General features: G+C 32.4%; 22 protein-coding genes. 2 read left to right on the top strand and 20 right to left on the bottom strand.

Going from position 1 to position 23859, the window contains the following annotated elements; genetic code table 11:
* Window positions 1-125: 125 nt before the first annotated feature.
* The 6 genes from D1816_RS00610 to D1816_RS00580 all read right to left on the bottom strand — a co-directional run bounded on the left by D1816_RS00610 (window position 126) and on the right by D1816_RS00580 (window position 7330).
* The gene (locus tag D1816_RS00610; protein ID WP_118500797.1) at window positions 126-494 is read right to left on the bottom strand and encodes a response regulator transcription factor; all 369 of its coding nucleotides are present in this window, start codon (window positions 492-494) and stop codon (window positions 126-128) included.
* Between the two features lie 41 nt (window positions 495-535).
* Window positions 536-3223, bottom strand: a complete 2688-nt coding sequence (locus tag D1816_RS00605) for a sensor histidine kinase (protein WP_066311123.1) — start codon at window positions 3221-3223, stop codon at window positions 536-538.
* A gap of 271 nt (window positions 3224-3494) precedes the next feature.
* On the bottom strand, window positions 3495-5267 hold the full coding sequence (locus D1816_RS00595) for a sodium:solute symporter family protein (RefSeq protein WP_066311125.1): 1773 nt from the start codon (window positions 5265-5267) through the stop codon (window positions 3495-3497).
* Between the two features lie 30 nt (window positions 5268-5297).
* Window positions 5298-5555 carry a DUF4212 domain-containing protein gene (locus D1816_RS00590; RefSeq protein WP_066311128.1) on the bottom strand — a complete coding sequence of 86 codons (258 nt, stop codon included), beginning with the start codon at window positions 5553-5555 and terminating at the stop codon, window positions 5298-5300.
* A gap of 11 nt (window positions 5556-5566) precedes the next feature.
* Window positions 5567-6799, bottom strand: a complete 1233-nt coding sequence (locus D1816_RS00585; RefSeq protein ID WP_118500795.1) for a hypothetical protein — start codon at window positions 6797-6799, stop codon at window positions 5567-5569.
* 111 nt (window positions 6800-6910) lie between these two features.
* Window positions 6911-7330, bottom strand: coding sequence for a helix-turn-helix domain-containing protein (locus D1816_RS00580; RefSeq protein ID WP_066311133.1), 420 nt, complete (start codon window positions 7328-7330; stop codon window positions 6911-6913).
* A 260-nt stretch (window positions 7331-7590) separates the two neighbouring features.
* Between D1816_RS00580 and D1816_RS00575 the strand changes: the two genes are divergently transcribed.
* Complete coding sequence (locus D1816_RS00575) at window positions 7591-7950, top strand: hypothetical protein (RefSeq protein ID WP_118500794.1); 360 nt, start codon at window positions 7591-7593, stop codon at window positions 7948-7950.
* Window positions 7951-7953: 3 nt separating this feature from the next.
* Here D1816_RS00575 and D1816_RS00570 read toward each other — a convergent pair whose 3' ends face one another.
* The 14 genes from D1816_RS00570 to D1816_RS00505 form a co-directional block, all read right to left on the bottom strand.
* Window positions 7954-8853: a hydroxypyruvate isomerase family protein gene (locus D1816_RS00570; RefSeq protein WP_118500793.1), complete on the bottom strand. Its 900-nt coding sequence runs from the start codon at window positions 8851-8853 to the stop codon at window positions 7954-7956.
* Window positions 8854-8971: 118 nt separating this feature from the next.
* Complete coding sequence (locus D1816_RS25950) at window positions 8972-10078, bottom strand: hypothetical protein (protein WP_118500792.1); 1107 nt, start codon at window positions 10076-10078, stop codon at window positions 8972-8974.
* A gap of 144 nt (window positions 10079-10222) precedes the next feature.
* The gene (locus D1816_RS00560; RefSeq protein ID WP_118500791.1) at window positions 10223-11104 is read right to left on the bottom strand and encodes a carbohydrate kinase; all 882 of its coding nucleotides are present in this window, start codon (window positions 11102-11104) and stop codon (window positions 10223-10225) included.
* Window positions 11105-11282: 178 nt separating this feature from the next.
* Entirely contained in the window at window positions 11283-12560 is a 1278-nt protein-coding gene (gene argH, locus D1816_RS00555) for an argininosuccinate lyase (protein ID WP_118500790.1), read from the bottom strand.
* Window positions 12561-12571: 11 nt separating this feature from the next.
* Window positions 12572-13639, bottom strand: a complete 1068-nt coding sequence (locus D1816_RS00550) for a M20 family metallo-hydrolase (protein WP_118500789.1) — start codon at window positions 13637-13639, stop codon at window positions 12572-12574.
* Between the two features lie 3 nt (window positions 13640-13642).
* A complete protein-coding gene (gene argB, locus D1816_RS00545) occupies window positions 13643-14425 on the bottom strand; it encodes an acetylglutamate kinase (RefSeq protein WP_118500788.1) in 783 nt (260 codons plus the stop codon).
* 45 nt (window positions 14426-14470) lie between these two features.
* On the bottom strand, window positions 14471-15418 hold the full coding sequence (locus tag D1816_RS00540; RefSeq protein ID WP_118500787.1) for an N-acetylornithine carbamoyltransferase: 948 nt from the start codon (window positions 15416-15418) through the stop codon (window positions 14471-14473).
* Between the two features lie 6 nt (window positions 15419-15424).
* Window positions 15425-16228: a glutamate 5-kinase gene (gene proB, locus D1816_RS00535; protein ID WP_066311155.1), complete on the bottom strand. Its 804-nt coding sequence runs from the start codon at window positions 16226-16228 to the stop codon at window positions 15425-15427.
* Window positions 16206-17405: a glutamate-5-semialdehyde dehydrogenase gene (locus tag D1816_RS00530; protein WP_118500786.1), complete on the bottom strand. Its 1200-nt coding sequence runs from the start codon at window positions 17403-17405 to the stop codon at window positions 16206-16208. Before D1816_RS00530 ends, proB begins: the two co-directional genes overlap by 23 nt.
* A complete protein-coding gene (locus tag D1816_RS00525) occupies window positions 17402-18547 on the bottom strand; it encodes an aspartate aminotransferase family protein (protein ID WP_118500785.1) in 1146 nt (381 codons plus the stop codon). Before D1816_RS00525 ends, D1816_RS00530 begins: the two co-directional genes overlap by 4 nt.
* Before the next feature lie 65 nt (window positions 18548-18612).
* The gene (gene proC, locus D1816_RS00520; protein ID WP_066311161.1) at window positions 18613-19407 is read right to left on the bottom strand and encodes a pyrroline-5-carboxylate reductase; all 795 of its coding nucleotides are present in this window, start codon (window positions 19405-19407) and stop codon (window positions 18613-18615) included.
* A gap of 46 nt (window positions 19408-19453) precedes the next feature.
* Window positions 19454-20431, bottom strand: a complete 978-nt coding sequence (argC, locus tag D1816_RS00515) for an N-acetyl-gamma-glutamyl-phosphate reductase (protein WP_118500784.1) — start codon at window positions 20429-20431, stop codon at window positions 19454-19456.
* The gene (locus tag D1816_RS00510; RefSeq protein WP_118500783.1) at window positions 20428-21618 is read right to left on the bottom strand and encodes an argininosuccinate synthase; all 1191 of its coding nucleotides are present in this window, start codon (window positions 21616-21618) and stop codon (window positions 20428-20430) included. The genes argC and D1816_RS00510 overlap by 4 nt, the downstream gene beginning before the upstream one ends.
* Window positions 21606-22247, bottom strand: a complete 642-nt coding sequence (locus D1816_RS00505) for a GNAT family N-acetyltransferase (protein WP_118500782.1) — start codon at window positions 22245-22247, stop codon at window positions 21606-21608. The genes D1816_RS00510 and D1816_RS00505 overlap by 13 nt, the downstream gene beginning before the upstream one ends.
* A gap of 667 nt (window positions 22248-22914) precedes the next feature.
* On the opposite strand from D1816_RS00505, the gene D1816_RS00500 reads away from it, so the two are divergent.
* Window positions 22915-23856: a polysaccharide lyase family 7 protein gene (locus tag D1816_RS00500; protein ID WP_118500781.1), complete on the top strand. Its 942-nt coding sequence runs from the start codon at window positions 22915-22917 to the stop codon at window positions 23854-23856.
* Window positions 23857-23859 lie beyond the last annotated feature (3 nt).

The following is a 23859-nucleotide window of genomic DNA, read 5'->3' as shown; positions in this document are numbered from 1 at the left end:
TTGGTGTTTCGCTTTCTAGTTTGAAACGAATATATAATGAAATAACAGCATAAACACTTATGAATATATCAGATACTAAAGGGGATAATTTTAATTTCATTATTAATAATTTTGAATATTTATCTTTAATTTTTATCAAGAAGTTCATTAATCTCTAAAACCAATTTTTTAACAGAAAATGGTTTAGTTAAATATTTATCTGCTCCTAGTTGTAAGCCTTTTTCTATATCCGTTGCTTTATTTTTTGCTGTGAGAAATACAATTTTAGTATGCTTAAGATTAGTACTATCTTTTATCTTTTTTAATGTTTCATAACCATCAACATTTGGCATCATAATATCCAAAAGAATTACGTCTGGGATACTGCTTTCTGCAATATCTATAGCTTCACTTCCATCTCTGGCAATAAATACTTCAAAATTCTTTTTTTTAAAAGTATACTCTAATGACATTACTATATTTGGTTCATCATCTACAATTAAAATCTTCTTCATAGGCCTGTATTATTTCTGATCTTTAAATTAGGGCTTAATTCTTACTTGGGTATTGTGAACACAAAACGTGCTCCTTTTTTATACTTTTTATCGATCCATATCTTTCCTTGATGACCCTCTATTATTTTTTTACTAATAGCTAATCCCAACCCACTTCCTATTGGTTTTTTAATATTTTGATGTTTTGACTGGTAAAATTTATCAAAAATATAGTTCATATCCTCCTTTGGAATACCTTTTCCGTTGTCTTCTATGGCGATTTCAACAATATCTTGTTTCTCTTTAGCGATAATGAGAATATTTCCAGTGGTAGGTGCTATAAATTTTAATGCATTTGATAATAAATTTGTTAGCACTTGGAGCATACGATCTTCATCATAACTTACATAAATCGATAATCCTCTTTGATGTATAACCTCTACTCCTTTGGTCTGGGCAATATGTTCGATACCACTAATTGCTTTTTGTATCGTTTCATTTATTTCATTTATTTGCACTACTAACTCTTGTCTTCCGTTAGACAATTTTTCTAAATCCATAATATTATGTACTAATCTAGCCAATCGATCAGAATCTGTAACTATATTATCTAAAAATCTATCTTTCAATTCTTTTGGCATATCGTCTTCCTCGGTTAATACTTCTGATGCAGCCTTTATAGATGTAATAGGGGTTTTTAACTCATGTGCTATTGTATCTAAAAACTCATCTTTTAAACGATCCTGAATAAGCAACTCAGAGTTTGCTGTTTTTAGCTGCTCTGTAAGCTCTGTTAATTCTTCAGATTTTTCTTTTAGCGCTTTATTTATCGTAATTGTTTCTTTAGATTCTTCTAATATTTTAAGAACTTCTAATAAGCTAACCGGCTCCTCTTTAGCTACGCTTCCTATAAGTATTCGTGCAGACGCACTACCAATACTACCTGTAAGAAGTTTTTCTGAAAAATTTATAAGTCTGGCATCTGCCATTTCCTCTCTTTTAGATACACCATATTTAACATTAAAAATATTTAATGCTCTTTCTGTTCTTTCTTCTCCTAGAAATCGATTTAACACATTACGTATATCCGAAACATATGCCTCTCCTTTCCATACAAAAGCACCTTCTTGTAGATTTGCATAATTATTACTGTTAACAAACATTTCTGCATAATTACGTTCTCGATAGTTACCTTTTGAGCTTAATGAGAAAGTAAGATAACCGAAAGTGTTTAATAGTATACTCCAGAAAAAAGCATGTGCTTCTGGGCTTAAAAAACTAATTCCAAAAAGCTCATACGGTTTTAGCATTTTAATTCCTAATAAACCTTCATCAACAAGGGTATTACTTCCTGTTAGTACATTTACTACGAAAGGAAGAATCAAGGTATAAATAACTACTAAAATGCCTGTAACCATTCCTATTACTGCACCTTTTGCCGATCCACGGTTCCAAAAAAGGCCAATAAAAAATGAAGGTGCGAGCTGAGCTATAATTGCGAAAGCTATTAACCCAATAGAAAACAAAGACAGTTCATATGAAAAATTGACATAGAAAAAATAGGCTACTATAATTAAGGTGAAAATTGAAATTCTTCGGATATTCTTAATATAATTAGCATTTTTTTCGGGGTTTCCTTTAATAAATTTATCCAAGAAGCCATAAGGTATAATTAGGTTATTACTTACCATTGTTGATAAAGCTAGTGTTGATACGACAACCATAGAAATTACCGCAGAAAACCCTCCTAAAAACACTAATATCGCCAACACAAGGTTATCATGATAAAGGGGTAATAATAGAGTATAATAATCATGGTTTACCGTGTTATCTACAAGTGTTAGGTTTCCTGCCCAAGCAATAAAAATAACAAAGACATTAAACAGTAATAAATACAAAGGAAATAGCCATATTGCTTTTTTTAAATATCGTTCTCTTTCATTTTCTACTACGGATACATGAAATTGTCTTGGTAATAAAAAGATCGCAAAGAAGGATAGCAATATGGTAAACAACCAATTAAAACCAGATTCGAGTCCATTAAACGAGGTTATTTTTTTAAAATTTTCAAGTGTAGAAGCTTGCTGATAAATATCTGTTGTACCGTCAAATAGATAAAAAGTTATATAAATACCTACGATAAGGAAAAAAGCTAACTTTAATACAGATTCTACTGCTACAGCAGTCATTATACCTTTTCTACGCTGCGAAGCATCTGTTGCTTGTGTTCCGAAAAAAGCAATAAATACAGCTAATAATACTGAAATATAAAAAGTTGAATCATCAAGTGCCGACGTTGAAACGTAGCTCGTATCATCTGTGATAATCTCAAAAGTTTCAGAAATAGCTTTGAGTTGTAAAGATATATAGGGAACAATTGCAAAAACACAAATAATAGCCACTAGAGCTCCTAAAAACCTATTATTACCATAACGTAAGGAGATAAAATCTGCAATACTAGAAATTTTATGTTGTTTTGATATTCGAATAACTTTTCTCATCACCAATATCCAAAGTGGTAATGACATTACTGGTCCTAGATATATAGTCAAAAAACTTATTCCAGACTGCGATGCGATACCAACACTACCGTAATATGTCCATGCAGAGCAATATACAGCTAAAGAAAGCACATAGATATAAGGATTATTTACCCATTTGCTCTTTGAATTTTTCTCTGCCCAAAAGGCAATTAGAAATAAAAAGGCTAAATAGGCAACAATTATAAATATTAAAACATAGTTATTCATAATACCTTCGTAAAATGAAGAATGATATCAGTATTGCAAGTATCCAAATAAGAAAAATAAAAAAATAAATAGTTGGGAATCCAAAAATTTCGCCAGAGTGATCAAAAATCAATACCAACGGAACATTCCACACTAAAAACAGCATCAAGGATAGAATAATTAGTTTTTGCTGATGTCTTTTTTTCATTATTTCTATTCTTTATTACATAAAACTAGGAAAATTAAGGTGTTCTACAAATTGTACAACACCCTAAACTTTTCCTACCATTCTTTAATGCGAAGAGGCTTCTCCTGCTCCGCTTGGAATTCTTATATGTTCTACGATCTCTTGTACATTTTCTGGTGGTGGAGGTGTCATTCTGGAAACTACTACTGAGATAATCACATTAACGATCATAGCAATTGTACCGAAACCTTCTGGTGAGGTTCCGAACCACCATTCATTTGCAGGTCTAGCATCCATCACTCCTATTAACCCGGTTTTATACCGTATCATATAAAATAACATGAGTGTAATACCAACTACCATACCCGATACTGCCCCTTGCCTATTCATCCTTTTATCAAAAATCCCAAGGATAATTGCTGGAAAAAATGATGCTGCTGCGAGACCAAATGCCAAGGCGACGACTGCTGCTACAAAACCTGGCGGATAAATACCAAACAATCCAGCTATCACAATAGCTACTAATATACTTATACGAGCAGCTAGAAGCTCTCCTTTTTCGGATATATTTGGTTTTATTTGTTTTTTTATTAAGTCGTGTGAAATCGAAGTTGAAATCACTAGTAATAGGCCCGCCGCAGTAGACAATGCCGCTGCTAATCCTCCGGCTGCAACTAATGCTATAACCCAGTTTGGAAGCTTTGCAATTTCTGGATTTGCCAAAACCATAATATCACGATCTACATATAATTCATTAGCAGAATCATTTGCATTTGATACTAATCGTTCCCCATGCTCGCCTCTATTATTGGTATATTTTGGTTTACCATTCATTGCCGCTCCACTTACATATTGTATTTTTCCATCACCATTTTTATCTGACCATGCAATTAACCCTGTATTTTCCCAGTTCTTAAACCATTCAGGTACCGCTTTGTATTCGGTATTACTAACTGTCTCAATTAAATTGGTTCTAGCAAAAACAGCAATCGCAGGAGCAGTAGTATATAATATTGCGATAAATAATAATGCTAAACCTGCAGATTTACGAGCATCCTTAACTTTAGGAACAGTAAAAAATCGCACAATTACATGAGGTAATCCAGCAGTACCAACCATTAAAGCCAGTGTAATTGCAAAAACATCCCATGTAGATTTAGACCCCGTTGTATATTCTTTAAATCCTAGTTGCGTATGTAATGTATCTAATTTGTCTAATAAAAATGTTCCGTCCTCTACGGTGCCTCCCATTCCTAATTGAGGAATAATGTTTCCTGTCATTTGCATTGAAATAAAGAATGCTGGTACCATAAACGCAAATATTAACACACAGTATTGTGCTACTTGTGTATATGTAATCCCTTTCATACCACCTAAAAAGGCGAATACAAGTACCACTGCCATTCCTATGACTACTCCTAGGTTAATATCTACTTGCAAAAACTGAGAAAAAACTATTCCTACACCTCTCATTTGGCCTGCAACATATGTAAACGATACGATCAAAGCGCATATAACTGCAACTGTTCTAGCTGTATTTGAATAATATCTATCGCCAATAAAATCTGGTACTGTAAACTTTCCAAATTTTCTTAAGTACGGCGCTAATAACAGTGCCAAGAGTACATAACCACCGGTCCATCCCATTAAATAAACAGATCCATCGTATCCGCTAAAAGATATAATTCCTGCCATTGATATAAATGATGCAGCACTCATCCAATCTGCTGCTGTAGCCATACCATTAGCTAACGGAGAAACTCCTCCTCCCGCAACATAAAATTCTTTTGTAGAACCTGCTCTAGCCCAAATGGCAATCCCAAAATAAAGAGCAAAAGTAACCCCTACTAAAATCCATGTCCATATTTGAACGCTCATAATATTGTGTTTTTTTGATTTATATATTGACTACTCATCGTAACCGTATTTTTTATCTAGCTTATTCATTAATCGTACATACACAAAAATGAGTATTACGAAAACATAAATGGAGCCTTGTTGTGCAAACCAGAATCCTAATTTGAAACCTCCTAATCTAATTGTATTAAGGGCATCTTTGAATACTATTCCTGCTCCATAGGAAACTAAGAACCAAATCGTCAACAAAATGACTAAATATTTGAGATTCTCTTTCCAATAGGCGACTGCTTTTTGTTTATCTGTCATAGTTGAAAAAATTATAAATAAATCATTGCTTGAAGGGTCAGAAAGCTTTGTGCATCATTATCCCCATATTTTGTATTTAAATATTCTAGTGTTAATTTAGAGTTATGACCACTAAAATATGCATTAGCACCTAACCCAAAAGTCGTAGCATTATCATCAATTGCATCAATAGATCTTACATTAAATGAAGCATATGGCTGAAACTTTGTTTTCTTATTATCATTAGGAATGACATATCCTACATGACTATAAATCATTGATCCGGTTTCATATGTTTGACCTAAGGTATAATTTTTTCCGTAATCATTGTTTTGATATGTAGCATATGCAGTAATAGCTGAACCATTTTTACCAATAGGAGCATCATAAAAAGCATCGATTGCAAAAATAGATACATCCTCTCCTTCTAATTCTCCTGTTGTATTGGCTATAACGCTTCCTTTAGGATGATAGAAAAAACCTGCTCCCACATTAAAAATTTTCTTACCCCCTATATATGATCCGACTTTATAGGGTAAAAAATTAGATTCTTGATCCAAAAAATTATAATCAAAATATCCTGCGAAATTTTTTCCAGCATCTTTTGATCCTAACAACCTTCTACCTGCATATACGGCAGATCCATCTGGTGTTGGAGCTACCCCATCTTGAAGTGTACTCGTCCCCGACTCATTAATCGCCACTCGATATTGAAGTTTACCGATAGTTCCCTTGGCATATATACCGATATGTCTAGCAAATTGATCCGATAATCCAATAGTAGCCCAGGATTGACGGTTGTTATCCAAAGTCATTATATTAAGCGTACTTTGATTGTTTAAACGAGAAATACCGTTCCAATAATGTAAACCTCCTCCTATAGCATGTTTAGAACCTAAGCTATATTGCACCCAAACCCCGTGAAAAAATAATTGGGACCGATCTCCAGTCCCAATGGGACTTTGATTTTCTGCATTTAGACTATTTAGACCGAAATGGGTGAGTATCAAAAAATCCTTATTAATTTGTGCATATGTTAAAATTCTGGCTCTACGAATACTGAAATTTGTATTACTAACATCATCGGGAACTTCATCTTGATACCGTGTCCAAAATTGTGCCCAAGAAATAATTCTAAAATATTTCGAACCTTCTTCATTAAGTTTCACTTTAAGTCCACCTGTGTAATCCGGAGAACCCTGTGAATGACCTAACTGTAGAGCAAACAAACTTAAGCTCAACAGTATAATTAGTTCTTTTTTCATGGAATTTAAAAAGATTAGATTAATTAAAATGATTGTGTGCACACACTACTAATCTCCTAAAAACTAATAGTTAACAAAAAATTAATATATTTTTTTGTTAATTTGTTATACTTAGTCTCTAAAACGTTCCCATTTTATGAGCATAAATTTATCACCAAGCTCAGTTACCAGAACACCAGCTCCAGAAAGATTTTGAGTATTTTGAAAGTATGCTGACAGTTCTAGTGCATTTAATATTTTATATGTAGGATGATAGTTAGAATTGTAAGGTCTTTTAATATTATATTTCTTCACCCAATTCATTATACTTACATGAGAAATCCCTAAAATTCGTTCAATTTCTCTATAGGTTAGTCCTTCTAAGTATAACTGAAGTGCTTTGTTTACGTAGTAATCATCTATTTTCTTTCCGATCTTATTTACTGAAAAAAAATAACCACAAGATTTACATTTAAAGCGTTGTCGATTATTAATTACACCACTTTTTATATATTCTTGTGAGCCGCAATTGGGGCATTCGTTGATTTTCATTTCTACTTTATTTTTTGAATAATGAAATGTATTTAAACTAACTATATTTATTTAGCATAAATATATCAATTTAGCAAATTATCATCAATATCTAATCATTTATAATTACTAAAACACAAAAAAGATCTTAAAACATTATACTTTCATCAAACTAAAATCATACTAAAGTAAATGGTAAATACGTTTTAATCGTGCGAAACTTTAGCCCTATATTAGCTAACGCATTATCTTTATAACAGAAAATATAGTAGTTAAGCCCTATGAATAATAAGAGAATTACTCAATACGCTATTTATGCAGTTGCTGTTCTTTGTGCTGCCTTAATTAATGAACATATTATCAAGTATGTAAAAAAACATATAGACCAACAAGGTTACCTTTTAGTACTTATCGATATGGCAATAGTGGTTTTAATTTTTGCTCCTGCCTTTGCCTTAGTTACTAAGTATACTAAAAAATTATCTCAGATGTATCTTAAAACTTCTAAACAGTTCTCCACCAGTAATAAAAATGGAACTTTACTCGGCTTTACAATTGCAATCTTTGTTTTGTTTATTCTTTATGCTAGTTTAAGACACAATTTAAATGTTATCGATGATTTAAAGGCTTTGGTTCGTTAACTATTATACATCGCAAATGGCAATCCCTTCTTTTAATGCAGCAAGCTTATCTGGATATGTTGGGATAAATTCTTGTGCTATATATCCTTTAAAATCTGTCTTTACTATAGCTTTCATTATAGCTGGATAGTTAAGTTCTTGTTTGTTGCCTATTTCATTTCTACCAGGAACTCCTCCTGTATGATAATGGCCTATGTATTTATTATATTTATTAATTGTGGCTATAATATCTCCTTCCATAATTTGCATATGATAAATATCGTATAGCAATTTAAAGTTGTTTGATCCGATCTTATCAACTAACGAGATTCCCCAAGGGGTATGATCACATTGATAATCTTTATGATCAACCTTACTATTAAGCAACTCCATTACAAGTGTCACATTATTTTTTTCTGCATGTTTTACTAGAATATCTAGTCCTTTAGCAGATTGTTCTAGTCCCATTTCTTCAGAAATACCATTCCTATTTCCTGAGAAGACTATTACTTGTTTAATTCCTTTGTATGAAGCTTTAGATATAAGCTCAAGGTATTGTTTTTGTAATTTTTCATGATATTTAGGATTGTTAAATCCATCTGTAATACTTGCAAAAGTATCTGTTGCCAACGAACATTCTAACCCAAGTGATTGTACCGTTTGCCACTCTTCTGGTTTTAATAAGTCAATTGCTTTTAATCCTATATCTTTTCCTTTTTCTGCAAATTCTTGTAGTGGGATATCTTGATAACACCATCTACAGGCGGCATGGTTTATGTTACCTTTTAAATCTATTTGATTCCTGACTCTATTATCTTCTTTTTCTTCTAAAGAAGATGCTGTTATTGTTCCCGTTAACCCTATAGCCCCTAGACTAATAGAAATATTTTTAACTGCTTTTCGACGATTGATATTATGTGACATATTAAAAGGTATTATAGTATATTAAAGATACTATTTTTAAAAATGATATCTCTAAACTAAAAAAGACTGTCTTTTCAGACAGTCTTTTATAAATATATAGGATTAACTATGATTTATATTATGAAACTGAATTTATAAAAGTTTGCGTATACTCATCGGCTATTCTAGCTAAGACTTCATCTAAAGCAGGAGATCTATCTCCAGGATTTAGCCCAGTTCTGGCAAACAAAATACCTTGAAAATTCCCTCTTAATTGCTCAATGGTTCTTTCTACAAAAAATGTTTGTGTTCCTTGACTATTAGTCGTTTGTACTCTATAAACTCCATTACCCAAAAACGTAGCTGTACTCGCAAAGTTAACAACAATTGCTTCATATTCTCTTAACCTCTCAAATGGCGCATCAGCACCTCCAAAGAATGGCGCGTTACGTTCTGCTATTTGATTCACAACAGTTTGAGGAAAATTAAACCGAGCAATAAATGCAAGAGAAGCCTCATTAAGTTCTATAGTTGAGTCGCCTCCGTCTGTTCCATCTCCATCACCTGTTCCATCACCTCCATCTGTTCCGTCACCGCCGTCGGTTCCTCCTCCATCACCTGTTCCATCTACTGCTTCTTGAATAGCTATAAAAACTCTTCTCAATCTTCTAACTTCTGTTCTGTCACTACTAGTTAATGATCTAAGAGGATCGTTAAAACCGGTTAATACTAAACTTCTGGTTAGTATTGTTTGTAAATCACCTAATACTTCTAGACTTGTAGAAATTGGAATTCCTGCCGCCCGGGCCTCTGTTAGTGTTGTTGGAACAGAAGTAAACGAACTGAAATCTAAATTTAACAACGTTACTAAATCATTATATCTCCTATTGATTTCTATTAACTCTATAATTTCAGATTCAAAAAATCCAAATTCCCTTAAATTATCTGGGTTCGTTATTGAAAGCTCTGCAGCTCTAAGCAATGTCTCTAAACTATTTCTAACATAGTCGGCTAAGCCGCCAGAAACTCTAATACCTTCGTCTCTTAATTCCTGAATACTTTGAGGTAAATTACCTGTTCTTGTTATTTTACTAACATCTACTTTAAATTTTGCAGATAAAGGCGCTCTATTTACTGTTATTTCTTGAGGCCCTATTGATTCTGGAGAATCCAAATTATCCTTTTCGCAGGATGTGAACGCTAATGCAGCTATCGCTGCAATTTTTAATAAACTTAACTTTTTCATTGTGTAAATTATTTAATTATAGTTAAAATCGGAATAAGCCCGATTTATTACACAACAACATACTATAAGTTTACCCTATTCTTTTTTTGCTTTTTTTTCGAAAAAAATGATGAAAAATATAACGAATCAAAAAAAAATTACAAATCACTGTTTTTCAATAAATTCTATAATTTCTTTTTTTGAAAAAATTGGATTTGCTCCTTTTTTTGCGGCAACCATTGCACCAACAGCGCACGCGGTATCAATTGACAATTGTGGTAATTCTTCATTAAGTAAACCACAAACTAAAGTTGCCAAAAACGAATCCCCTGCACCTACTGTATCTATAACTTTTACTTTATATCCTTTGTTGTAATAAAAATGGTTCTGAAAAAACAATATTGCACCTTGACTTCCTTTGGTAATACAAATCTGAGAAGTATTTGTAAGTTTTGATACTTCCAATATTTTGTTCTCTATAGTATCGGTTAAAATTTTAAACTCAGCACAAATCTCCTCTAATTCTTCATCATTTAACTTGATAAAATCTGCTTTTTGCATTAATTCTAAAAGTAAATCGGTAGTATAGTGTGGTGGTCGGAGGTTTACATCTAAAATTTTAAATTTTGCGCTTTCTAATAATTGAAATAACGTTTTTCTCGAAACCTCATTTCTACTAGCCAAACTACCAAAAACAAAGGCATCAGATTCTTTTACTATTTTTTTCATAGTATCAGAATATTCAATAAAATCCCAGGCTACAGGTTTACTAATTTTATAAGTAGCTGTATTTTCGTTATCCAAAGTAACCAAAACTTCTCCTGTTTTGTAATGATTATCTATTTGAACAGCATCTACTAATATTCCTCTTTGTTTTGCATAATCTTTAATATCACTACCTAGATCATCATTTCCTATTCGTGTTAATATTGAAGATTGAACTCCCATAGCATTTAACCTCAAGGCTACGTTAAGCGGTGCTCCTCCTATTTTTTTATGTTCAGGAAATATATCCCAAAGGACTTCTCCAAAGCTTGTGATTTTCATTTTAATAGAGATTTTATTTAAAATACATTTTTAAAATATTGTATTACACTATAAATACACATATTAAACCAAAAAAAAAACAATCCCCAGTGGTTAACAACTCCTCTGGGGATCTAGACCGAAGCTAAAAAATTAAACTAACTCAACTTACACTCAATTAAACTTGCTCCGGTTTCTTCTATATATTATCTAGTTTTTCTCTAATCTTATCCAGGCATAAATTGTTTATACTCCCGATATGACTATGTTTTGTATGCTTTTCTGGTTTGTAATTTGAGTTCTCTATATCCATTCCAATTTTCACATAAGCATCCCTAAATGACATTCCTTTCATTACTAAAGTATTTAAAGTATCCACACTAAACAAATAATCGTATTTATTATCTTCAAGAATATGTTTATTTACTGTTACACTTTGCAAAGCATAAATTGCCATTTCTAGCGATGCCTTTAAATCTTGGATAGCAGGAACAACACCTTCTTTTAATAATTGAAGATCTCTATGATATCCACTAGGCAAATTATTAATTAAAAGGGTCAATTCATAGGGTAATGCCTGAATTTTATTACATTTTCCTCTTATTAGCTCAAAAACATCTGGATTTTTTTTATGGGGCATGATACTTGAACCCGTTGTAAACTCTGAAGGAATACTCATAAAATCAAAGTTTTGACTCATATATAAACAAACATCCATTGCCAATTTGGATAATGTTCCAGCTACGCTACTCATCGCAAAAGCAGTTGACTTTTCTGATTTACCTCTACTCATTTGAGCAGCTACCACATTATATTTTAAAGTTTCAAATCCCAATTCTTTGGTGGTAAACTCTCTATCTATCGGAAATGAACTACCATATCCTGCAGCACTACCTAAAGGGTTTTGATCAACAACTTTTAATGCTGCATTTACAAAATACAGATCATCAACAAAACTCTCTGCATAAGATGAGAACCATAATCCAAAAGAGGAAGGCATTGCAATTTGTAAATGTGTATAGCCTGGTAATAAGATATCTTTATATTGCTCTGCTGTGATCAACAAATTTCTAGATAATTCTTTTACCTGTGATTTAATTTGAGTTAACTCATCTTTAAGATACAGATGCATTGCCACCAAAACCTGATCGTTACGAGATCTAGCAGTGTGTATTTTCTTACCTGCATCTCCTATTCGTTTTGTTAATTCAAATTCTATTTTAGAATGCACATCTTCAAATTGATTTTCGATTATAAATGTTCCTTCTTCAATCTCTTTGGCTAAGTTATTTAGCTCAGTTTCAATTTTAGAAATATCATCTTCAGATAGTAAATCTATAGTGTGTAACATCTTTGCATGCGCCAATGTTGCTTTTATATCATATTTAGCTATTACCAAATCTAATTGCCTATCATTACCTACGGTAAATATGTCTATTTTTTGATCTGTTGGTAATCCTTTATCCCAAAGTTTCATTAGTTCATTATTTATTTTAATATTTTGTCTAGAGTTTTTATGTAAAGCTCGACTCCTTCAATCACTTCTTCTAAATAAATAAATTCATCTGCAGAGTGTGACCTTGTTGAATCCCCAGGTCCCATTTTTAATGAAGGGCAGCTTAAAACTGATTGATCGGATAAAGTAGGGGAACCATATGTTGTCCTACCTAATGCGATTCCAGATTTTACAATAGGATGATCTATAGGAATTGATGACGATCCAAGATGTAGTGATCTAGGTTTTACTACCACATTATTCGGCAACTCTTGTGTTATGATTTGCAATACTTCTTCATTTTTATATTTATCATTTACACGTACATCCACTACTAAATCACAGCTCGCTGGTACAACATTGTGTTGTTTTCCTGCATTGATTTGAGTAACAGTCATTTTTACTTTACCTAAGGTATCCGAAATTTTATTAAATGCATAAGTTTCGAACCAACGAATTACATTTAGTGCATTGTAAATTGCATTATCATCATTGGGATGTGCTGCGTGACTTGCTGTTCCTTTTACTGATACGTCTAAAACCAATAGTCCTTTTTCTGCAATTGCCAACTGCATTAATGTAGGCTCTCCAACAATAGCAAATTCGACATTCTTAAGATGCTTTAAAACACTCTTTAAGCCAAGAGGACCACTACTTTCCTCTTCTGCAGAAGCAACAATAACGAGATTGTATTGTAAATCCAGACTCTTATAAAAATATGTAAATGTGGCTATTAAAGACACCAAACATCCTCCAGCATCATTACTACCCAAACCATAAAGTTTTTTATCTTTTACAAATGCACTAAAAGGATTATTGGTATAATTTCCATTTGGTTTTACCGTATCATGATGTGAGTTTAGTAAAATTGTAGGTTTACTATCATCAAAATGTTCATTATAAGCCCATATATTATTGTTTTCTCTTTCAAAAGGAATATCATGCTGGATAAACCATCCTTCAATCAATTGAGCTGTCTCTTCTTCTTCTGATGAAAAAGACGGTGTCTCTATAAGTTGATTTAGCAGTTCTATGGCTTGTGTTGTTAGTTTTTCAATCATGATCTATAAACTCAAGGTCGTATGTTTTGTATTATTGTTTTTTATAAAATCTGCATTTGCAATGTGTACTTTACTCACATTTTTTTGTAAGGCATCAAAACAATTTTGAAGTTTGGGCAACATGCCATCAGCAATTACTTCATCATCTCTTAATTGCGAATATTTATTTAAATCTATATGTTCAATTACCGAATTTTTATCCTCTATATTTTCTAAAACTCCTTTTAATTCAAAGCAATAAAATAAGGATACGTCAAAATTAGTACTCATGGCAGATGCTATTTCTGATGCAATAGTATCTGCATTAGTATTAAACAATTGCCCTTTTGAATCATGAGTAACAGCACAAAATACTGGTACTATACCCTGCCCTAAAAAACTTGTAATAATAGTAGGGTCTACTTTAACTACGTCTCCAACATAACCGTAATCAATAAACTGCACAGACCTCTTCTTTGCTTGAATTATATTTGCATCAGCGCCTGTTAATCCCAATGCATTAGAGTTGTATTTCTGTAATCCGGCTACAATTTTTTTATTTAAAAGCCCCGCATATGTCATCACAACGATATCCAAATTATCAGAAGATGTGATTCTTCGTCCATCAATCATTTCAGTTTTTACTCCTAATTGATTTGCTAATTTGGTTGCGGATTTCCCACCGCCATGGATCAAAATTTTAGCGCCTTCGACCTTTGAAAAATCTTCTAAAAATGAAGATAAAGCTTTTTCATCTTCTATAATATTGCCTCCTATTTTGGCAACCAATAACTTTTCCTTTTTCATATTTACATTTTTAGTTTTCACAAAACATGTAAAAGTTTCTAATTTTTAATTGTTCTCTAAGATCTTCTTTAAAACCAGTTGTGCTGCAAATGTTCTATTATTTGCTTGTTCGATAACTATTGAGTTCTTACTATCAATGACAGCATCATCTACAACAACATTTCTTCTTACTGGCAAACAATGCATGAATTTAGCATTGTTGGTCAATTTCATTTTATCCTTAGTAATTCTCCAAGAAGCACCATCAGATTTGGTCTTACCATAATCTTGATATGCACTCCAATTCTTTACATAAATAAAATCAGCATCTTTAAATGCATTTTCTTGGTTGTAATCAATGGGCACCTCTTTAGTAATCTGACTGGCTAACTCAAATCCCACTGGGTGGGTAATTACAAAATCTGCATCTGTATGCTGCATCATCTCTACAAAAGAATTTGCTACTGCTTGCGGTAAAGCTTTAGGATGCGGTGCCCATGAAAGTACAACCTTTGGCTTTTTATTTTTTTTATGTTCTGTTATTGTTATAGCATCTGTTAGTGCCTGTAAAGGGTGCCCAGTGGCACTCTCCATATTTATGACAGGAATAGTGGCATACTTCATGAAACTTTGTAGAACCTTTTCACTATAATCATCTTCCTTATTTTCCAATTTTGCAAAAGCTCGAATTGCTAAAACATCACAATATTGAGATACTACCTGAGCTGCTTCTCTAACATGTTCAGAATTTCCCTGATCCATTACAGTACCATCTCCATATTCGAGCGACCATCCTTCTCCTGTAAAATTCATTACAATTACGTTCATTCCTAAATTTAGTGCTGCTTTTTGAGTACTCAACCTAGTTCTAAGGCTTGGATTAAAAAACAATAATCCAATGGTCTTATCTACACCCAAGGTTCTATGAGATAATGGATTTTTTTTCATTTTAATGGCTTCATCTACCCAATTCGATAGCGAATCAATATCTTGTATAGAAAAGTAATTTTTCATTTTTTCTCAATTTATAGGCTCAACTTTATTTTCTAATATTATTTTAGTAAAGGGATATTGTTCATTAATTGCATCTACGATAAAGTTATCCCTTAACCCATTTACTACCCAAGTTTCTATATGTGCTTCTTGGGCTATTCTTGCTGCTTCTATTTTTGATTTCATACCACCAGTACCGTGAGTAGAAGTCTCTGCTATGATTTCGTTTTCTAGCGCATTTATATTATCAACACTAGCTATAGTATCATAAGTATTATCCTCTACAGATTCTTTAGTATATACCCCATTTGTGTTTGTTGCTATTAACAACTTGTCAGCCTTTAACAAAGATGCCGTTAATGCCGCTAACTTATCATTATCGCCAAATTGGATTTCATCTGTTGCTACTGTATCATTTTCATTAATGATCGGGATGTAATGATTGGCTAGTAATACATTTATTGTATTTACAATATTTTTCTTAGACTGAGCTCTTTCAAAATCAGAATAAGATAATAAACATTGAGAAGTAAGTAGTCCTAGGTCTCTAAAACTCTCTTGAAAAATCCGCATTAAATGTGGTTGACCTATAGATGCAAGTGCTTGTTTTACATTAATTGCAGCACCATTACTTTCTAGATTAACAAATTGTTTTGCTACCGCAATAGCTCCTGAACTTACTATTACAAATTCATATTCATCTTGCATTGCTACAATTTGTCTACCTATATCTTCAATCTTTCCTCTAGAGATATGATCTGTTTCTTTAGTAAGAACGTTGGATCCTACCTTAAGTACAATTCTCTTTTTATCTTGTTTGTCCATCGCCATGTATATACCATTTATTGGTTACTAAATGTTGCAACCCTATTGGACCGCGTTGATGTAATTTATCTGTACTTATTGCCAATTCTCCTCCTAAACCTAGTTGGAATCCATCTGTAAACCTTGTAGATGCGTTATGGTAAACAGCTGCACAATCTACAGACGACATAAATGTGTCTGCAGTTGATTGATTCTTTGTAATTATGGCTGCAGAATGTCCGCCACAATAGGTGTTTATTTTTGAAATTGCTTCGATTTCGTCTTCTGTTTCACCAATAACAATTTTATAATCTAAAAATTCATCGTACCAAACTGTGTCACTATCTATTGGTTTTATATCAGGATATTGAGTTATGGATCGATCTCCTAAAATTTCGACATCGTGAATCTTGAGGGCAGCAATCAGTTTACGTATAAAATCTTCTTTATTAGGAAGATTTTTATCAATTAACACTTTATCTACTGCATTACAAGCGGATATTTTATCCGTCTTGCCATTTATAATGTTGTCTATTGCTATGGTATTATCTGCATCTTTATGTACATAAACAAAATTATTACCTCTTCCACTAACAATAACAGGGCATGTTGCATGTGTTTTTACAAAGTCTATTAGTTTTTCTCCTCCTCTTGGTACAATGAGATCTACCTTTTGAGTTGGTTTTTCTAAAAATAATTGTGTTTTTTGCCTATCATAATTTAGGTACTCAACCCACTTTGTAGTGATCTGATTTTCTGAAAGTGCTTTGTGCCATAGTGCTACAATTGCAAGATTAGAATGTAGTGACTCTTTACCTCCTTTTAATAATATCTTATTTCCTGACTTAAAGGCAATCCCAGCAGCTTCGATAGTAACATCTGGTCTAGATTCGTAAATAATTAACACGGTCCCAAAGGATGCCGTTTTATTGGCTATTCTCATACCATTATCATGTTCAAACGTAAATCGCTCAACTCCCAAGGGATCATCCTGATCAGCCAATTGCTGTAAGGATAAGATCATTCCTTCTATCTTGTTTTGATCTACCTTAAGTCTGTCATACATTGCTTTATCATCACCAGAATAGTTTTTAAGATCTTTTTGATTAACATGTATTAATTCATCTCTATGTTGATCTACAAGAGTAGCCATACTTTGCAAGACAGCATTTCTTTCTATTATGCTTAATTGTATACTATTCATAAATCTACCTTTTCTTCAGTTAATACATTTTGCAGTGCGTTAATAAACTTATCTATTTCTTTTTTCCCTATAGTTAGTGGAGGTAGTATTCTCAAGAGTTTTTTATTCATTGCACCCCCAGTAAAAATATGATGATCATAGATTAGCTTTTTTCTTAGCTCACTAACTTCAAAATCAAATTCTAAACCGAGCATTAGACCTCTACCCTTAACTTTTTGTACCCCTGGAAGTTTAATCGCTTCTGATAAAAAATAATCTCCGGTAAGCTTTGCATTACTTATAAGGTTTTCGGTTTCTAAAACCTCTAATACAGATAATGTTGCAACGCAAGCCAAGTGATTACCTCCAAAAGTAGTTCCTAACATGCCATAACTTGGTTTAATATGCGGAGCTATCATAATTCCACCTACTGGAAATCCATTACCCATACCCTTAGCTATCGAAATAATATCTGGTTTGATTCCATGATATTGATGAGCAAAGAATTCGCCACTTCTCCCAAAACCTGATTGCACTTCATCTAGGATCAAAATTGCTTTAAACTCACGACATAATTTTTCTAATGCAACAAAAAATTCTGTTGTTCCTTCATCTAATCCTCCTACTCCTTGAATAGGTTCGATAATAATGGCGCAAACATCTTCTTTTTCTAATTCAGTTTTTACCAACTCAATTTGATTTAATGGCAAAAAAGTAACATTTTGCTGTGCATTAAGAGGAGAATTAATCTTTAAATTATCAGTAGCGGCGACCGCTGCAGAAGTTCGACCATGAAAACCATTATGAAATGCTATCACTCTTGATTTATTAGTTTTGAATGATGCTAATTTTAAAGCATTTTCGTTTGCTTCTGCTCCAGAATTACATAAAAAAAGTTGGTAGTCATTATAATTTGAAAGTTCTCCTAATTTTTTTGCTAATTTAGATTGTAAGCTATTCTGTACGGCATTAGAGTAAAATCCTATTTTTTCTACTTGTTCTTTTAAATTTTTAACGTAGTGTGGATGTGAGTGTCCTATAGAAATTACAGCATGACCACCATACAAATCCAAATATTCTATTCCATTTTTATCTACTACAGTACAATCATAGGCTTTTTGAGGCTCTACATTATATAACGGATATACATCAAACAATTCCATTTTACTATTTTTTGTGATAGTATTAGCTTATTCTCTCTTGATTATAGAGCAAATAATACTGCCAGTTATTTTATTGTATTTATTTTTTCATAAGACGCCATAACTCCTTTTATAACAGAGGAACTTAAGCCTTGATGTTCCATTTCATTAAGTCCTTCTATGGTACATCCCTGAGGTGTTGTCACCTTATCAATTTCTCGCTCTGGGTGTGTCCCATTTTCTGCTACCAAAGTTGCCGCACCGATTGCTGTTTGCACTGCAATGATTTGAGCTTCGTGAGGGTGAAACCCCATTTGGATACCGCCTTGTATCATTGCTCTTAAAAACCTTAAAAAGAAGGCGATACCACTTGCTCCTAAAACAGTAGCAGCTTGCATTAATCGTTCTTCTATAACTAGGGTTTCTCCAATAGTATCGAACATTTTTTCTACAATTGCTAACTCCTCTTTAACATCTTCATTGGCTGCAATACAAGTCATTGATAATTTTTTTGAAGCTCCTGTATTTGGCATAACCCGAATAACTTTATTCGTTGGTACAAATTCATTAATCTCTGCAATAGAAGTTCCTGTAACTGTCGATATTAAAATCTGATCTTTAGTTAAAACTGGTTTAATTTCGTCTAAAACAACATCTAATTGTCTTGGTTGAACACAAAGAATAACCCATTTTACATCTTTGATAGCCGTAATAATATCTTGAGAAGTAGCAACACCTAGTTTTTCTTTAACTTCTTTTAGGTTATACTTGGACTTATCAACTACCGTTATGTTTTTTGCTTCAAAGATATCGCTACTTGCTAAACCGGAAATAATTGATTTTCCTAGATTACCACCTCCTATGATTGTTATTTTATTCATTTTAAATTTTCTTTATCTATTGATATCATCTTATGATAAGAGCGAATTAAAAAGCGCTAGCCTTTAATTCTAACCCTGTTTTTTCTTCTAATCCAAACATCAAATTCATATTATGTATTGCTTGTCCCGAAGCTCCTTTTATCAAATTATCGATCACAGATGTTATCAGCAACATTCCATTTTTTTTAGTAATATGAAGAATACATTTATTTGTATTTACTACTTGTTTTAAATTAACTTCTTCATCAGAAACTACTGTGAATTTTGCATCTGCATAATATGTTTTATAAAGTTCTTTAGCTTCTTCTTCACTACCTTCGTATTTAGTATATATTGTAGCATAAATTCCCTTGCTAAAGTTTCCTCGATTCGGGATAAAGAATATTGGGGTTGTAAAACTTGTTTGAAGTTGTTGTAAACTTTGTTCTATTTCCCCCAGATGTTGATGTGAAAAAACTTTATAACTTGAAAAATTATTATCTCTCCAACTAAAATGTGTTGTAGAACCGGGCATAACTCCAGCCCCTGTGCTCCCTGTAGTTGCATTAACATGCACCGTATCTATAATTTTTTTAGCAGAAGCCAAAGGCAATAATCCTAATTGAATAGCTGTTGCAAAACAACCTGGATTAGCAATATTTTTTCCGTTCTTAATTCTGTCTTTTTGTAATTCTGGTAAACCATATACAAAATCTCGATTCATATATTGTTGATCTTCTTCTAATCTAAAATCATTTCCCAAATCAATTACTTTAGTAGTATCAGAAAAAGAATTCTCTTCTAAAAATGATCGAGATCGACCGTGTCCTAAACATAAAAAGACAACATCAACATTAGGATTTACTTGATCTGTAAACTCTAAATCCAGTTCTCCCACCAAATCTCTATGCTGTTTGCTAATCTGTACCCCTGCGTTTGTGGTGCTAAATACAAAGTCCAAAATTACATCACCGTGATTTACAAGTAATCTTAACAACTCTCCAGCTGTATAACCTGACCCACCTATTATTCCAACTTTAATCATGATTCACCTGGGTTTACGTTATGATATATCTTATTAGCGTTTCCATAAATTTTAATAAATCCTTTGGCATCATCTGATGTCCATGAGTTATTCATCTCTCCGTATTGACCAAAGTCAGACTTCATCATATCAAAATCAGAGGTCACTCCTTCTAGTGTAAAATGATAAGGTTTCAGTTTGATTTTTACGTCTCCAGTTACAGATTTTTGAGAATCCTCCATAAACACTTCAATATTTCTCATTACAGGATCTAGGTAATTTCCCTCATGCAATAGCATTCCATACCAATTAGCCAATTGTTCTTTCCAATATTGTTGCCATTTAGTAAGTACATGCTTTTCTAGTAAATGGTGAGCTTTAATAATAATCATTGGTGCTGCTGCTTCAAAACCAACTCTTCCTTTGATACCTATTATAGTATCTCCCACATGAATATCTCTACCAATAGCGAAAGCACTTGCCAATTCTTCAAGTTTTTGAATATTCTTGACTGGAGTATCCTTAACACCTTCTAGGCCTATTAATTCTCCTTTTTCAAAATTCAACGTGATTGTTTCTTCTTTTTCTTTTTTAAGCTGACTTGGATATGCAGAATCTGGCAAAGAACTGTGAGATGTTAATGTTTCTTTTCCTCCAACACTAGTTCCCCAAATACCCTTGTTAATTGAGTATTGTGCTTTTTCCCAACTATAGTAAACATTATGTTTTTCTAGGTATGCCACCTCTTCCTGTCTAGATAGATTTAAGTCTCTTATTGGAGTTATAATTTCTATTTCTGGTGCCAATGTTTGAAAAATTACATCAAATCTTATTTGATCATTTCCTGCCCCAGTACTCCCGTGTGCGATATATTTAGCTCCTATTTTTTTAGCATAATTAATAACTTCTATAGCCTGAAATATCCTTTCTGCACTTACCGAAAGTGGATATGTATTATTTTTAAGAACATTACCAAAAATGAGATATTTGATAGCTTTATTATAGAACTCATCAAGTATTGTTTTATTTACGTGATCAGAACTTCCTAGTTCATATGCTCTCTTTTCTGTTTCTTCAAGTTCCTTTTCTGTAAACCCTCCTGTATTTACCAAAATAGTATTTACTTCAAGGTTTTGTTCGTGAATAAGGTATTTTACGCAATACGAGGTATCTAGACCTCCACTATATGCTAATACTACTTTTTCCATAATAACAATTGTTTATTATTTGCAAGCATTGTCTGCTTAATTTTTTTTAATCGTTTTAATACTTTTTTATTGAACCACTTTTCTTTTTTAATCTCCGTTTTAGCAGGATCATACAACATACCAGTACAAAGGCACATTTTATGGTCTTTGGATGTTAGAATATCAAAATTGGTACATGTTTTACAACCCGACCAAAATTTGGGATCATCTGTAAGTTCTGAAAACGTTACAGGTTTATATCCTAGATCTGAATTAATCTTCATTACTGCTAACCCTGTAGTAATACCGAACACTTTTGATTTAGGGTATTTTTTTAAGGAGTAATTAAATGTAAATTCTTTAATTTTTTTCGCTAATCCTTGATTTCTAAAATCAGGATGTACTATTAATCCAGAATGTGCAACATATTTACCGTGCCCCCAAACTTCGATATAACAAAATCCCGCAAATTTACCATCTGACAATGCTATAATTGCATTTCCATTTTGCATCTTAGATTCTATATACTCCGGTGTACGCTTAGCTATACCAGTACCTCTTACTTTTGCAGAATCAGAAATCACATCACATATCTCTGTAGAAAAGTGAAGATGATTTTTATTGGCTATAATAATTTTTACTGTTTTCATAAACGAATTCCGTTTATCAAATAGGTTTTGATATTAAAAAAAGTTTGATTATTCTGAATCCTGAAGAAATTTAATATACTTTAAATCATATTTAAAAATACAGTATGAACGTATTTCAAAACAAAACTTAAATATAAAGTGGATTCTATTTTATAGAGAAGAAGGACGCACCTACTTCGAAAGAATATTAGACCCCCAAGGGGCGGCGAAAGCGGCGTAAAGGAGTTATAGAATTAGATAATGTGTTCAAAGATTGAACATTAACTTCTGAATAAATGATTGTTGCCGTTTTCATAATAATAGTAACTCTAAATCGTCGGCCGTAGCCCCTTTCGTTAACTAGATGGTACAATATTACATAAAAAGTACGTAGATAAGGTTAAAAAAAATAAAAAAAACTAGAATTATACGATTTTCGCAAAATCTTATCATCTTATTTAGCATAAACGCAATTAATAACAAATACTTTTCAAAATCGATCAATACTAAAAAACTACGTTCAAATAGTATATACATAAGCAACAGGTATCTAACAATATTAATTAAAGTCATCCTATACTAAAACAAATAATTATCGTTATGCATATAGTCACTTTAAAAGTAGGGCTTAAATATACTTTAGAATTAATGTTGTTGTAATGTTTAAATCCTGTTAATCAAAATAATTATGAAAATCAGCAAATTAAGATACATTCCAGTTGTAGTGTTATTTATATTTTCTTTAACCAATTGTTCCTCAGATAACGACGAACCCGAAAACCAAGAACAAGACGGGGGAGATACAACCGATGGTGATGTCACAGACGGGGATGGAGAAACAACTTCAGACATACCCTATGAAGTTTTAGAACTCAAAAATTGGAAAATCACTCTTCCAAGGGATTTCAATAATGATGGTATAGCTGATGAAGTATATTTAGACAAAAGTAGAAATGATTTTGAGGGAGATCCTAGTTTCAAAACATATAAAGACGAATTCTTTTTTGCAAAAAATAAGAATGTGCTATTTTCTTGCCCTTCACTAAAAGACATTCCTACTACCGGAAATTCTTCAAATACAAGAAGTGAGCTAAGAGAAATGCCTTCTGATGAAAGTGGTGAAAAAGGTTGGGACGCCAATGACAACAGTATAAAAACATTAGATTTTAAAGTAAAAATAGTACAAACCTCTTCTACCAAAAAATTTGCATTTGCGCAGATTCATGATTTCAAACAAGATGTTTGGGACGATATTTTAAGAGTACAAATACAAAGTGATAAACCAAATGCCGTAGAAGGAGACACAGGTAGAATATACTTATTAGGAGATGTTATCGAAGGCAGAGCTACAGATGGGTTTCCTATAGATTTTAGGAACAGCAACTATGCAGACAGGTACATAAAAGATGATTATGTTCTCGGAGAATGGTTAACTATTAAAATAACAATACAAAATAGCATTTTGAAAATTTACTTAGAAGATATGAATATGCCAATTCGTACCTATACAAATATAACATGTAAGAGCAACTATTATAAAGCAGGGGTTTATAATCAATCTGTTAACTTAGATAGTAACGGCAATGGTATAGCAGAATTTAGTGAAATAAATATCTCTGAAAATTTCTAAAGA

Source organism: Aquimarina sp. AD10, assembly GCF_003443715.1.
Classification (GTDB): Bacteria; Bacteroidota; Bacteroidia; order Flavobacteriales; family Flavobacteriaceae; genus Aquimarina; species Aquimarina aggregata.
The sequence above is the reverse complement of the archived record's forward strand: the minus strand, read 5'-3'. Positions and strand labels throughout refer to the sequence as shown.

Bases quoted from the DNA above. Each gene is read 5' to 3' on its own strand.
- D1816_RS00610 (WP_118500797.1), bottom strand. From the start codon at position 494: ATGAAGAAGATTTTAATTGTAGATGATGAACCAAATATAGTAATGTCA.
- D1816_RS00605 (WP_066311123.1), bottom strand. From the start codon at position 3,223: ATGAATAACTATGTTTTAATATTTATAATTGTTGCCTATTTAGCCTTT.
- D1816_RS00595 (WP_066311125.1), bottom strand. From the start codon at position 5,267: ATGAGCGTTCAAATATGGACATGGATTTTAGTAGGGGTTACTTTTGCT.
- D1816_RS00590 (WP_066311128.1), bottom strand. From the start codon at position 5,555: ATGACAGATAAACAAAAAGCAGTCGCCTATTGGAAAGAGAATCTCAAA.
- D1816_RS00585 (WP_118500795.1), bottom strand. From the start codon at position 6,799: ATGAAAAAAGAACTAATTATACTGTTGAGCTTAAGTTTGTTTGCTCTA.
- D1816_RS00580 (WP_066311133.1), bottom strand. From the start codon at position 7,330: ATGAAAATCAACGAATGCCCCAATTGCGGCTCACAAGAATATATAAAA.
- D1816_RS00575 (WP_118500794.1), top strand. From the start codon at position 7,591: ATGAATAATAAGAGAATTACTCAATACGCTATTTATGCAGTTGCTGTT.
- D1816_RS00570 (WP_118500793.1), bottom strand. From the start codon at position 8,853: ATGTCACATAATATCAATCGTCGAAAAGCAGTTAAAAATATTTCTATT.
- D1816_RS25950 (WP_118500792.1), bottom strand. From the start codon at position 10,078: ATGAAAAAGTTAAGTTTATTAAAAATTGCAGCGATAGCTGCATTAGCG.
- D1816_RS00560 (WP_118500791.1), bottom strand. From the start codon at position 11,104: ATGAAAATCACAAGCTTTGGAGAAGTCCTTTGGGATATATTTCCTGAA.
- argH (WP_118500790.1), bottom strand. From the start codon at position 12,560: ATGAAACTTTGGGATAAAGGATTACCAACAGATCAAAAAATAGACATA.
- D1816_RS00550 (WP_118500789.1), bottom strand. From the start codon at position 13,639: ATGATTGAAAAACTAACAACACAAGCCATAGAACTGCTAAATCAACTT.
- argB (WP_118500788.1), bottom strand. From the start codon at position 14,425: ATGAAAAAGGAAAAGTTATTGGTTGCCAAAATAGGAGGCAATATTATA.
- D1816_RS00540 (WP_118500787.1), bottom strand. From the start codon at position 15,418: ATGAAAAATTACTTTTCTATACAAGATATTGATTCGCTATCGAATTGG.
- proB (WP_066311155.1), bottom strand. From the start codon at position 16,228: ATGGCGATGGACAAACAAGATAAAAAGAGAATTGTACTTAAGGTAGGA.
- D1816_RS00530 (WP_118500786.1), bottom strand. From the start codon at position 17,405: ATGAATAGTATACAATTAAGCATAATAGAAAGAAATGCTGTCTTGCAA.
- D1816_RS00525 (WP_118500785.1), bottom strand. From the start codon at position 18,547: ATGGAATTGTTTGATGTATATCCGTTATATAATGTAGAGCCTCAAAAA.
- proC (WP_066311161.1), bottom strand. From the start codon at position 19,407: ATGAATAAAATAACAATCATAGGAGGTGGTAATCTAGGAAAATCAATT.
- argC (WP_118500784.1), bottom strand. From the start codon at position 20,431: ATGATTAAAGTTGGAATAATAGGTGGGTCAGGTTATACAGCTGGAGAG.
- D1816_RS00510 (WP_118500783.1), bottom strand. From the start codon at position 21,618: ATGGAAAAAGTAGTATTAGCATATAGTGGAGGTCTAGATACCTCGTAT.
- D1816_RS00505 (WP_118500782.1), bottom strand. From the start codon at position 22,247: ATGAAAACAGTAAAAATTATTATAGCCAATAAAAATCATCTTCACTTT.
- D1816_RS00500 (WP_118500781.1), top strand. From the start codon at position 22,915: ATGAAAATCAGCAAATTAAGATACATTCCAGTTGTAGTGTTATTTATA.